This window comes from Mesotoga sp. B105.6.4 (genome assembly GCF_002896535.1).
GTDB lineage: Bacteria > Thermotogota > Thermotogae > Petrotogales > Kosmotogaceae > Mesotoga.
This window is the reverse complement of sequence record NZ_JWIM01000008.1, coordinates 24,456-36,393: the sequence shown is the minus strand read 5'-3', so window position 1 is coordinate 36,393 and position 11,938 is coordinate 24,456. Positions and strand designations below refer to the sequence as shown.

The window sequence follows — 11,938 nt, the reverse complement described above, 5'->3', positions numbered from 1 at the left end:
TCATTTTGAACCCGTAAGATCTAGCATCTCGGTGTAGAGATAAACCATTGAAGAGAGGTCCTTTCCCATTCTCTGTAAATCCCCATTATAAACAGTCCACAAAACCCTTCCAACTATGGTCTCGACGTACTTTATCAAGGAGTTTTCAAGCTCCTTCTTCTCGCCATCACTTAGCAGAAGGCCTCCAACTTTTCCTGCAAGCCATGAGGAAAAGCCCTGATCATTAAATCTCAGAGTTCCCTCTTCATAATCCTTAAGCATTTTATAGACTTCCTCAGTTGTCTCTCTTACGGAAAGATTCTTAGAAAGCACTTCGAGTATCGTTGGATCGAAGTAACCTTCAAGCGCTTCAGGAACTTCCAGCTCGTACTTGAAGTAAAGAAGGTTCGCATCACTGTGCTTTCTTTCGAAAGAGATCTTGCGTCTAGTAGCACTTTCAAGGCCATAAGCGCTAAGACAACTCCAGTATTTGTGTTTGAGTAAATCGGTTGAATGCTCAGTGGACCACGTGGTCATAAAGCCTGTCTTAGTTCTGTGATCAAATGTTGCTCTCTTTGGAGAGAGAAAATCATCCCCACGGTACAAAATGTGAGCGTACCTGTAATTCATAGGCCTACAATCCCTTCGATCAGTTCTTTTAGCTCATCGATTTTTCTTCTTGCTTCATCATTGGTTACTCCCTTTGCCATGAGATAGAATTTGATTTTTGGTTCTGTCCCCGAAGGTCTTACAATAATCTTAGAACCATCCTCCATCTCCATAGAAATCACATCGGCCGTGGGGAGATCACCCGAGTCTTCCATATAGTCTTTGAATTTTCTTACCCTAAAACCCCCAATTGCAGATGGCCTACTTTCCCTAAGCCCTTTCATGATTGCTTCTATTCTTTCCTTTCCCTCTATGCCTTCGTAATCCTTGTTAACGAGTGCCTCGAGATAATAACCGAACTCCTTATAGATCTCTTCAAGATACTCTATCAATGAAAGTCCTGACCGCTTCAAGAAGCCCGCGATTGTACAGGCAAGAGCAGCAGCGCTAACAGCATCTTTGTCTCTTGCATGCCTTCCGTAGAGAGAGCCGTAGCTCTCCTCGAAACCGAAAAGATACTTTCCTCTTCCTTCGATTTCTGATTTCTCAATGATCTCTCCAATGTACTTGAACCCGGTTAGGGTCTCTCTTACTTTTACACCGCTTCGAGCAGCGATACTCTTAACCAAATCCGTTGAAACTATCGTCTTCACAATAAACGCATCGTCAGGCAGGGACCCTTTCAATCTCTCAAGAATGAAATGGGTCATTATCACGCCTGTTTGATTTCCATTGATCGCGATGTACTTTCCATCTTGCCTTACCATTATGCCCAACCTATCGCAATCCGGATCCGTCGCAATCAGAAGATCGGCATCGGTTTCACCTGCAACATCAAGAGCCATAGAAAATGCTTTCGGATCTTCCGGGTTTGGACTCTTCACGGTTGGGAAGCTACCATCAGGTATAGCCTGCTCCTCGACACGTTTCACTCTGTGGCCAAGATCGGAAAGTGTCTTGTAGACAGGGTAGTTGCCGGTTCCATGAAGAGGGGAATAAACAACGCTAATTGATTCAAAATCGTTACAGAGGTGGAGAACGTTTTCCTTCACAATCTCCAAAAATCCATCAAGAACAGAGTTCGGTATGTTATAAATTATCTCTCTCTTCGGCGAGTAGTTTTCGAAAAAGTCTGATCCATTAACGCTTTGAATTATCTCTTCAGCGTAACGGGGAACCGCTTGAGTTCCATCTGAAGTGTAGACCTTAAAGCCATTGTACTGAGGTGGATTGTGACTGGCAGTAATTACAATTCCTCCACTTGCCTTAAGCTCCCTAACCGCAAAACTTAGGACTGGAACAGGCATTGGCTCAGCAAAAATGTGAACCTTGATACCTATTGAGGAGAGGACCTCGGCCGACACTTCAGCGAAACGAGAAGATTTGTGCCTTGTATCAAAGGCTATTACTACTGACGGATCTATGTACTTATCAGAAATCCAGCGACCGAAGCCAAGAGAAGCTCTTCTTATTGTGAAAATGTTCATACGATTTGTTCCGGCACCAAGAACCCCTCGCATTCCACCGGTACCGAACTCGAGATCCAGAGCAAACCTATCCCTAACTTCTTCCGGCGAAAGCATCTTGAGCTCTTCCTTCATCTCTTCCGTAGAATTCTTAAGCCATCTTTCGTACTCTTCAAAGATTCTCTGGCTATTTCTAAGCACACTACCACCTTCCAACTGCTTTCAAATGATTTACTTCCCCATCATTCAAAACCTCAATAACGTCAAGCCTTGTTTCACTAAAGGTTGGCTTTTCAGTTGATATGTATCTCTGGGCAGCCAACTCGAGTCGCCTTAGCTTTCTTTCGTCAACTCTGTATCTCGGCAATCTGAAAGAACTCCCTCCCTTGACTTCAACAAAGACCATCGTCCTTCCTTCAAATGCAACAATATCTATCTCACCAAATCTATACGAGATATTTCTCGCAATTATCTTGTATCCTGACTTCTTAAGATACCTGCAAGCAAGTTCTTCATATCTTTTACCAGAAGCGTTGCTCATTTCTCCCCTTTGTATATCCTTGGAACTTTGAGATAGTCTCCTTCCCGCTCAGGAAAAAGATCACGAATTAGCTTTGCACCTTCAAATTCCATCGGAGCGTCTTCTCTTGGTTCAAGACTCTTCTCGACTGGAGATATCATTTCATCGGCACTGGGATCAACTTGATCTAGAAGCGTCATGTACTGCAGAATCTCTTCGATGTCCTTCTTAAGACTCACGCGCTCCTGTTCACTCAGTTCGAATTTTGCAAGTCCTTCAAGATGCTTCAGCAGTTCATCACTTATTCTGGTTTCCATTCTACTCCTCCTCAATCCTGACCTCTCGAAGATACATCGCAGCATGCTCGGGAGGCATAGGGTTTATGTAGAAGCCTGAACCCCACTCAAAACCAGCGACCCTTGTGAGTCTTGGAACTATCTCCAGATGCCAGTGATAGTGAGCGGATTGCTCCATACCCTTGATTCCCGTATGCAACATGAAATTGTAGGGCGGATTATCGAGAGCCTTGTGAATCCTCAGCAACATATTCTTAAGTATCACAGAAAAAGTATCGATCTGAGAAGCAGAGATCTCTCCGAAATTGTCTTTATGAACCTTCGGAACGATCCAGGTCTCAAAAGGAAACCTTGCAGCAAATGGTTCGAAAGCAACAAAATCATTATTCTCCTCAACCACTCTCGTCCCTTCCAGTCCTTCCTGGTTAACCATATCGCAGTAAACGCATCTTTCTCTGAAACGGTAGTAGTCTGCAGCACCAGCGATCTCTTCAGCAACTCTCTTAGGCACAATTGGAGTAGCTATCAACTGACTGTGGGAGTGCATCAGGGATGCCCCAGCTTCTCTTCCATGGTTCTTGAATATCAACACGTATTTGATCCTATTATCCTTTTCAAGCACCTGATGACGTTCTTTGTATGCCCAGATCACTTCCCTAACCTGCTCATACGATAGAGTAGCCATAGATGCATTATGATCAGGTGTCTCGATAATCACTTCATGCGTTCCAAAACCCTTTATAACATCGTACATTCCATGGCCAAAGCGATCCGGTTCTGTACTTGAATCAAGAGCTGGAAACTTGTTCTGAACTACCCTAACCCACCATCCCGGGCTGTCTTTCGTAGTATCCGCAGGTCTGAAAGCCATGACTTCAGGTGGAGTGGTGTGCTCATTTCCGTAATCAAACGGACAGAAAGCCGATTCCGCTTTCTCTCTGGCATTTATGAAATCATGAGGCCTTCTAGCTCTTTCAGTAGCTATTATTACCCATCTCTTTATTATCGGATCCTTTCTTAATTCAGGCATTACCTTTGACCTCCAGCATCTCGCTGTATAGAGATATGTAGTTCTTCGCCGAAGCGTTCCAAGAAAAGTCCTCACTCATGGCATTGTACACTACTTTCCTCCAGCAGTCCGGCCGACTGTATACTTCGATAGCTCTATCAATTGCTTCAAGAAGTCTACTAGCTTTGTAATCAGAAAAACCAAAACCATTTCCGGAATTCAAACCGTCAAATTCCTTCACTGTATCTGCCAATCCACCGGTGAATCTAACTACAGGGATCGTCCCATACCGCATGGCAAACATCTGACCCAAGCCGCAAGGTTCATATCTGGAAGGCATCAAGAACATATCTGCGCCCCCGTAAATCTTCTGGGCAAGATCCAAATCGAAGGTTAGCTTTGCAGCTACCCTATCTGGATAAGCTTCTTCAAGCTCCTTAAACATGAGTTCGTATTTCCTCTCACCAGTCCCCAGAACTATTAGTTGGACGGGAAGCTTCATCAGACCATCCTTAATCTCCTCTATTAGGTCGAGCCCTTTCTGATCAACAAGTCTTGAGATCAATCCAATAACTGCCGTATTGTTTCTGGGAAGACCTACCAATTTCTGCAGATTGCATTTGTTTCTCTTCTTGTTCTTAAGATTATCAAGACCGAAGTTAGCCCACAAACGCTTGTCGTTTTCGGGATCGTATTCGGAATAATCGATTCCATTTAATATTCCAACCAGATCATTGTTCCTTCTGGAAAGGATTGCCTCCAGCCCCGCACCGTACTCAGGAGTCTGGATTTCTTTTGCGTAGGTAGGGGAGACCGTACTAAGCTTATCGGAGAATTCAATGCCCGCCTTAAGGAAATTGAGGCCTTCTTGCACCGAAATATCTTTTTGATAATCTTTCTTAATCCCCGAGAGTTCAAAATAACTGTCTTCATAGACACCTTGATAAGCTAAGTTATGAATTGAGAGGACTGTTTTAATTCCGGCTTCGGCTTGCTTAAGATAGACTGCCATGAGACCGGTATGCCAGTCGTTGAGATGAACGATATCATAACCTTGCTCAATCGCAAAGGACGTGGCTGCATCGGAAAAGCTCATTGCTTGAAGAGCTAAATCGGTTGAGCCATAGACCTCCTTGGAGTCCATAAGATCTTCATTTCTCAGCAGAAAGACACTCACTTCACTTTGAGGCAATTTAGTCTTATAGATATCAAAGAAGCGAGGGCTTCTTAAGAATCTTGTCTTCTGGACCCTTCCCGTCTTTGATAAAACGCTTCTATCTATCGATCCATGAAGAGGCATTAATATATCAACATCCACTCCCAGCTCTTTCAAGTACTTCGGAAGGGATCCAGCTACATCAGCAAGACCTCCTACTTTTGCTAATGGATACACTTCGTAAGAAACAAACAGCACTCTCATGTAATCACCTCTTGAATATCGGCAGGTCATGAGAAAAGATCACAGTATCTGCCATGTCGAAGTACTTCATTACGAAAGCAGCGGCCTCGTCTGTCCGCATACCTTTTCGCATTTCGTGATACTGTATTTGCCTTGTGCATATATCTCCACAAATAAAGACATTGCCACAATTACTTGTTTCAAGAAAAAAAGAAACATGATCTCTCGAGTGAAAAGGAGACTCCAGAACTTCTACTGAATCTAGAAGCATGTCTCCATTCCTGAACGGCTCGACTCTATTCCAGGAGAGAACTATCTTCTGGTACATGGCTCCAACTATAGGACCAAATGAACCGTAGTCTCTGCTACTGTAACTCTCATGCAGATGAACTTTTGCGTTCGGGAAAAACATGCTGTTGAAGGCGTGGTCTAGATGAAAGTGAGTCAGAAATATGTCGGTAATTCCATCTGGGGAAAGACCCAGAGAAGTCAGTCTATCTTCAAGAATCTCTAGAGAAGGGAAACCGCCCGGATCGACGAGAATCTTTTTTTCATCTTCCACAAGAAGAACACAGCTACTCGTTGGAGAATCCAGCATTCCCGGCACATATACCAAACTGCCGGGAAAGAGGAGATTCAAGTCCAAGTTACATCACTCCTCGAAAAATCAAACCTACTGTCCCTATAATTATACAGTAAACGGCAAACAAACTCAGACGTCGCTTCAGAACAAGTTTCTTGAGAAGCCACAGTCCCATTACTCCGGTCAGGAAAGCAAGAATGGAAGACAATAGAACCGTACTGACAGGAAGATTAACTCTTGAAAGCTCCAGAAGACCTGCTCCTAGAGTAACCGGGAGGCTCAAGAGGAACGAGAATCTAACGGCGTCTCTTCTAACCATACCGACAAGTAAGGCTCCGAAGATGGTGAAACCACTCCTGGATATCCCCGGAACTATAGCCGCCGCCTGAAAGATACCGATTGAAAGAGCCCCTGCAATAGAGAGATCCAATATCTTGCGATCACCCTTAAGCCTATCCGATATGAACAACATAGTCGCGGTCACAAACAACATGGTAGATGCAAAGGCTACATCTGAAAACAGTAGCTTTATCTCGTCCTCCAGCAGAAAACCAGCTATAACTGCCGGAATGGTCGCAATCAGAAGCAACAATATATACCTGATTGAAGAGTCCCTCTTTTCTGGCTTACCCAAACCAGAGAATATGGTCCATACATCCTTAAATGTGAACAACAAAACGGCAAAGAATGTTGCAAGATGCAATACAGCAAAAAACGCCGCCTTAGATTCAACATCGAGCGGAACATTAAGAAAACTTGAAAAAATAGTCAGATGTCCAGAAGACGAAACTGGAAGAAATTCAGTTGCTCCCTGAACCGCACCTAGAATGAGGTAACTTGCAAAATCAGACACCAAAACCCTCCTCTTCACTTATGCTCTCAAAAGAAACGCCCTTTTCTTGAAGTATTTCAGCGATCATTCCTATGTCCGATTCATCTGTTCTGATAACGACCCGTCTTTCATCCTCTGATTCTGCCGCTGACGTGATTATCGAAAGGATATTTACCTCTCTTTCGGCAAGGTAATCTACAACATCTCGCAACGCTCCTGGCTTGTCCTCCAGAATGACAGAGACTCTTGTTCCTGGCTTGTCCATTGCAGTGAACTCCATCAGGCCTTCAAGAATCTCGAAGACTCCGATAGCTCCCACCACCAAAAAATCATTGTCAACTACAGGAAGAACATAGTCATGACTCTCGATAAGCATTAGTGCGGCATCTTCAATGAAATCAGAGTCTCGACAGTAGAAGACCGGTTCTGCAATAACCTCTGAAACGGGCGTTGCAGGATCAACATCTTTGATATCATCCACTTTTGCAACGCCTGCCAGTCGCCCGTCACTATCCACCGAGATTATATACGTGAGCCCAGCCGACTTTCTGTCGCTCAAAATCTCACCTATAGTACAGTCATCACTAAACAGTGGATAAGTCCTGTTTGTCCATTTGCAAATGTTCATAAAACCGCCTCTTTCCCTGCTAAAGACTTTATTTTACTCAACACAACAATTATAATTGTATCAGTGTGATCTTTGACCCTGCTGGGGAGGTGTCTCCATGTTTCAAGGATACGTAAAGCTACTAGAACTCGCAACAAATCTCTTCACAATGTATAGGTGGAACAACACACCCACTCTTCTAAGGACTAACGAAGCAGAGAATGCCTTCATCTCAGCCCAATACAGTTTACTGATGTCAGAGATGGCCAGGCTGAGTGGCCTCGATATCAACCAGAAGGAACTCTTTCAGAGACTGGTTTTGAAGGAACTGCCAAAATGCCTTCTTTCCGACATCTCTGTTGACACCAAGGTTCTGATAAAATCTCTTTCACCAGATAAATGGAACGATGTTTTTTCGAGAACCGTAGAGGAAATCGTTCAATACTTGCCCGAAGAACGGCACAACCCATTCTATCTGTCTATGGTCAATTCAAAAGATGATTCTGTCGAGGGCAAAATAATCCAGACGGGAGATCTCTTGTCTGCCAGACTAGAGGCGGGCCTACATGCAAGGAGTTTCCCGGACTTCTTCAGCCGACCATTGAAAGGTCTCGAGAAACGAATCGAAATCTTCAGAGACTTCGAACCTTACCGCCTTATCATGGACACCCCATGGCTTGAACGCTACACCAACGCTTTGATCGTTCTGTTAAGAGCTGTCCGCTGGAATCGGCTGAATAGAAACGTTCCAACCACTGTAGCAGCCCATTCATCCTATGTTACAATAACTGCATACATTCTTTCCTGTATTGAGGAGGAGAAAGGCACTGCAATAAACCCCGTTGAATCTGTAAAACGCGCCCTTCTGCACGACATTCCAGAAAGCATGACCGGTGACATAATCACACCAACAAAGAAGAAAGTCCCTGGATTCGATGAGGTAATCGCTCAAGTTGAAGAGCAGATGGTTACCGAGAACCTGCTGGACGGAATGCCCGATGAACTTATCAAAGAGCTTAAACTCAGAATGCTGGATCCATTTGAATCATTGGAAGGCAGAATTGTGTGGGCAGCCGATCAGTTCGCAGCTACTGTAGAATGTCTCATGGAGATCCGTTCAGGAAACACACAATACGCCTTTAGAGATGCTATGAACAGAATGCTGGACGACCTTTCAAAATCCGATCTAGAAAGTGTCCAGCTTCTAACTCAATCGTTTAAATGGAGCCTGGACTGGACTGGCCGCTAGTTAAATCGCCTTGAGAAATCTCCCAAATCTGTCAATTCCCTTCTTCAGTTCTTCAACCGAACTGGAGTAAGACATTCTTATGAAGCCTTCGCAACTGAACGCACTTCCCGGAACCATCCCCACTTTCTGCTCCTCGAGAAGCCCAAGAGCAAATTCGTTGGAATTCACATACCTTCGGCCAAGGTATGGTCTGATATCTATGAATACATAAAAAGCTCCCGCAGGCTTGCTGAATTTGAGTCCAATCTCAGAAAGCCTTGATACAACCAAATCTCTTCTCTTCCGAAACTCCTCAACCATGGAAGAGGTATCGACCTCAAACGCCTTCAAGGCTGCATACTGAGCCATAGTATTAACATTTGATGCAAGGTGGCTCTGGATTTTAGATATCTCTTTTGCCAGCTTAGTGGATGTGGCGGAATAGCCTACTCTCCAGCCCGTCATTGCGTATGTCTTGGAGAAAGCGTTTATGACCGCTGAACGTTCCTTCATTCCATCCATCGAGGCTATTGATAAGTGAGAACCATCGAATACAAGCTTTTCATACACTTCATCAGAGATGACAAAGAGATCTTCCTTTATGCAAAGGTCTGCCAGTTCCCCTAGGAAACTCTCTGGATAGATCGCCCCGGTCGGGTTGTTCGGAGAATTTATCATAATCGCTTTCGTTTTGTCGGTAATGGAACTCTCAATTTCGTTGATCTCAGGAATGAAGTCTCTCTCAACATCAGCCTGCACAATGACCGGTACACCACCACAGAGAAGAATCTGCGCCTCATAACTTACCCATGCAGGCGAAATGATTATCACCTCATCGCCAACGTTGACCAAAGCCTTCAGAACGTTGTAGATAGCTTGTTTTCCACCGTTCGCAACAACAATCTCTTCGGGTGAGTAAGTCATGTTGTTTTCCTTCTGAAGTTTCAGAGCTATCGCCTTTCTCAACTCATCTATTCCAGCGGCGTTCGTATACTTCGTTTTTCCCTCATTGAGAGCTTTTATTGCTGCATCGACAATTGGGCGGGGAGTAGGAAAATCCGGTTCACCAGCAGTGAACTTTACAACATCCTCTCCTGATCGAGCGAGTTCCAACGCCTTCTTATTGAATTCCAAGGTCGCCGAAGGCGTTACAGAAGAGACAAAGTGCGACAAATCCATTGGAGCACCTCCGAAGTTATAGTCAGTATCCTCATTTAGATCTTATTGATTATCTCGAGAACCACTAGTGCGAAATCGCTAAGACTGTCCTTCTTGCACAGTCTAGCGCCGGCTTCTCTCTTTCTCTTTCCATTTACCAGTGCAGAACCTACCGCCATTACAATCTCAGTCATCCCATACTCCAGCTTTTCGATGAACTCTATTCTGAAACTTGGAATGACATCCCTTATTGCTGCAACCGCTGATTCCACGATTGCCATGTACTTCTCATCGTCACCAATGTCTACAATTGACGAACCCTCAAGTTCTCTTCCCTCATAATCTAGCATTACCGTTATGTCTAGTTTTCGCATCGTTGCACGCGTCTCGAGGCTTTTAAGTTGGAAGTTGTAACCTTGGACTTCTTCCTTCTGGTAAGGTCTTACAACCGAAGCTTCCTCTTCATCGTCTGAATCCAGGGATATCTGTGCAATAGAGACGATCTTCCTATCGATCTTGACACCCGTTGAAGCGTATATTGCCGTTTCAATATCTCTTACCAACTGCTTTGCCGGTTTGGAAATGTCCGCCAAAACGTGAATCTCGACCATTTCGCCGTTTTCGTCATAAACTATTCTGGCGCTGTGCACCCCCGGCAGTTTCGAGATGATGCTGTCAACTGCTAGCTTGCTAGGCATTCAATCAACCCCCTCGACCTTCAGAAAATCAATGCAAACAACAAAGATAGACCTAGAAACCCTCCTGCTGCCAACAGAGAGTACCAGCCTTTCCTATCGTAAGGTTTGTAATCTTCAGGCTTCACTTCGCTCTTCGGCCTACGCACCTTCTTAGTTCCAATTTCGAAGAAAATCAGTGACAGAAAGAGCGCTCCCATCGCGATAACAAAAAAGAAATTTGAAACAAACTCCATTAAACTACCCCCGTACGAACCCACCGTCCCGCCACAACGGGAGAAGATTGTACATGTTGATTCTAGCACAAAAGCTTATATCATCACCAAACCCTAGAGAGAGAAGTCTTCTCGCGTGAAAGCCATTCTCAATGAAAAAGCTCTCCAAATCACTCTTGGCCGATTCATACAGGAGCGAAGCTAACGTGCAACCATCATCGGTACAACCCATTCCCAATCCGGATACAATTGCACCCGCAAGCAAGACATCCTCAAGTGAAACTCTTCCACTAGAGCCGGCGCACTGGAGCTCAATCCTGCCGCCTTCACTCTCAAGAAACCCGTTTATTCTTTCAAGATTCAAAAAGGAGGCAGCAACAAGCCTTCCCGCACGTTTCGACAAAAGTGCAGCGTTTGTCCCATTCGTTGTCGTCATAACCAACTCTTTTCCAAAGATCATCTTCTTGCAGAGAGCAACTGGGGAGTTTGCCAGATCGAATCCCTCTATCTTCATCGATCCTCTCTCTCCTCCAAGAAGCACCTCACGATCTCGCTTTCTGCACTCCAAAGCCTCCTCGACCGATTCCACAGGAATCACTTTTTTTGCGCCAAGATGAAGCGCCGTCGTGATAGTACTGGTCGCCCGCAAGACATCAATTACAACTGCGATATCGGTTTGTTCGTCAAGGACACGGGGAACGAAGTTCACTCTCAGATTCATAATACCTGCTCTTCTTCCAGATGACGCCAGAGATTCAGTTCATGAACCTTTGTTTCCCCACCCTCAACAATGATCGAAGACACTGAACAGTTATGCATTGAGAGTCTATAATGGTTCTCCAGAGGCAGGCCCATTGAGTAGCAGATGACAGTCCTTATTAGCAAAGCATGAGAGACGGCAACTACCTGTTTTCCCGCGAAAGCGGTTGATACGAACTTAAGAAAGCTAACCGCTCTTCTCTGCACTTCGCCAAGGGACTCTGTTTTTGCAATGTCAGCCCACGGATCCTTTTGCCAATGTTCAATTAGATTGCCGTGATTTCTGAAAGCCTCGCTAATTTCGAGGCCATTCCACAAACCAACATCGGCTTCGCGGAGGACTGGATTGACGATTGGCTTGATCCTGAGAGTTTGACCAATAATCTCTGCCGTCTCTCTTGCTCTCTTCAAGTCACTGGCATAGAGAGCCGCCGGTCTTAGACCGATCTTCCTGAGAAACTCTCCAGTCTGTATAGCCTGGTTCCTGCCCCTTTCTGAAAGTGGAATATCCGATCTTCCCTGCCAGCGATTGCTGTTGTTCCACTCAGTTTCTCCGTGCCTGACGAAATAGATCTCCATTATC

15 protein-coding genes are annotated in these 11,938 nt (G+C 44.8%); 1 reads left to right on the top strand and 14 read right to left on the bottom strand.

Annotated features, from left to right (window positions below; translation table 11 throughout):
- Genes RJ60_RS03055 through RJ60_RS03015 form a run of 9 tightly spaced genes read right to left on the bottom strand, consistent with a single transcriptional unit; the run spans position 1 to position 7,321 of the window.
- Positions 1-609, bottom strand: coding sequence for a hypothetical protein (locus RJ60_RS03055; RefSeq protein ID WP_099828895.1), 609 nt, complete (start codon positions 607-609; stop codon positions 1-3).
- The gene (locus RJ60_RS03050) at positions 606-2,255 is read right to left on the bottom strand and encodes a phospho-sugar mutase (protein ID WP_099828894.1); all 1,650 of its coding nucleotides are present in this window, start codon (positions 2,253-2,255) and stop codon (positions 606-608) included. Before RJ60_RS03050 ends, RJ60_RS03055 begins: the two co-directional genes overlap by 4 nt.
- 1 nt (position 2,256) lies before the next feature.
- Complete coding sequence (locus RJ60_RS03045) at positions 2,257-2,595, bottom strand: YraN family protein (RefSeq protein WP_099828893.1); 339 nt, start codon at positions 2,593-2,595, stop codon at positions 2,257-2,259.
- Entirely contained in the window at positions 2,592-2,891 is a 300-nt protein-coding gene (gatC, locus tag RJ60_RS03040) for an Asp-tRNA(Asn)/Glu-tRNA(Gln) amidotransferase subunit GatC (RefSeq protein ID WP_103133984.1), read from the bottom strand. The genes RJ60_RS03045 and gatC overlap by 4 nt, the downstream gene beginning before the upstream one ends.
- A 1-nt stretch (position 2,892) precedes the next feature.
- A complete protein-coding gene (galT, locus tag RJ60_RS03035; protein ID WP_103133983.1) occupies positions 2,893-3,900 on the bottom strand; it encodes a galactose-1-phosphate uridylyltransferase in 1,008 nt (335 codons plus the stop codon).
- Complete coding sequence (locus RJ60_RS03030; RefSeq protein WP_103133982.1) at positions 3,893-5,299, bottom strand: glycogen synthase; 1,407 nt, start codon at positions 5,297-5,299, stop codon at positions 3,893-3,895. Before RJ60_RS03030 ends, galT begins: the two co-directional genes overlap by 8 nt.
- A gap of 4 nt (positions 5,300-5,303) precedes the next feature.
- Positions 5,304-5,924: an MBL fold metallo-hydrolase gene (locus RJ60_RS03025; RefSeq protein WP_099828889.1), complete on the bottom strand. Its 621-nt coding sequence runs from the start codon at positions 5,922-5,924 to the stop codon at positions 5,304-5,306.
- Between the two features lies 1 nt (position 5,925).
- Positions 5,926-6,714, bottom strand: a complete 789-nt coding sequence (locus RJ60_RS03020) for an undecaprenyl-diphosphate phosphatase (RefSeq protein WP_099828888.1) — start codon at positions 6,712-6,714, stop codon at positions 5,926-5,928.
- Positions 6,707-7,321 carry an ACT domain-containing protein gene (locus RJ60_RS03015; protein ID WP_103133981.1) on the bottom strand — a complete coding sequence of 205 codons (615 nt, stop codon included), beginning with the start codon at positions 7,319-7,321 and terminating at the stop codon, positions 6,707-6,709. The genes RJ60_RS03020 and RJ60_RS03015 overlap by 8 nt, the downstream gene beginning before the upstream one ends.
- A 97-nt stretch (positions 7,322-7,418) precedes the next feature.
- On the opposite strand from RJ60_RS03015, the gene RJ60_RS03010 reads away from it, so the two are divergent.
- Positions 7,419-8,549 (top strand): HD family hydrolase, encoded by a 1,131-nt coding sequence (locus RJ60_RS03010; protein WP_103133980.1) that lies wholly within the window; start codon positions 7,419-7,421, stop codon positions 8,547-8,549.
- On the opposite strand, the gene aspC is transcribed toward RJ60_RS03010, so the two are convergent.
- Genes aspC through RJ60_RS02985 form a run of 5 tightly spaced genes read right to left on the bottom strand, consistent with a single transcriptional unit; the run spans position 8,550 to position 11,934 of the window.
- Positions 8,550-9,707 (bottom strand): aspartate aminotransferase, encoded by a 1,158-nt coding sequence (aspC, locus tag RJ60_RS03005; protein WP_103133979.1) that lies wholly within the window; start codon positions 9,705-9,707, stop codon positions 8,550-8,552.
- Between the two features lie 35 nt (positions 9,708-9,742).
- Positions 9,743-10,384, bottom strand: coding sequence for a hypothetical protein (locus RJ60_RS03000; RefSeq protein ID WP_103133978.1), 642 nt, complete (start codon positions 10,382-10,384; stop codon positions 9,743-9,745).
- A 20-nt stretch (positions 10,385-10,404) separates the two neighbouring features.
- Entirely contained in the window at positions 10,405-10,617 is a 213-nt protein-coding gene (locus tag RJ60_RS02995) for a hypothetical protein (protein ID WP_099828883.1), read from the bottom strand.
- A 4-nt stretch (positions 10,618-10,621) separates the two neighbouring features.
- Complete coding sequence (locus RJ60_RS02990; RefSeq protein WP_103133977.1) at positions 10,622-11,317, bottom strand: 2-phosphosulfolactate phosphatase; 696 nt, start codon at positions 11,315-11,317, stop codon at positions 10,622-10,624.
- Positions 11,314-11,934, bottom strand: coding sequence for a histidine phosphatase family protein (locus RJ60_RS02985; protein WP_103134089.1), 621 nt, complete (start codon positions 11,932-11,934; stop codon positions 11,314-11,316). The genes RJ60_RS02990 and RJ60_RS02985 overlap by 4 nt, the downstream gene beginning before the upstream one ends.
- Positions 11,935-11,938: the final 4 nt, after the last annotated feature.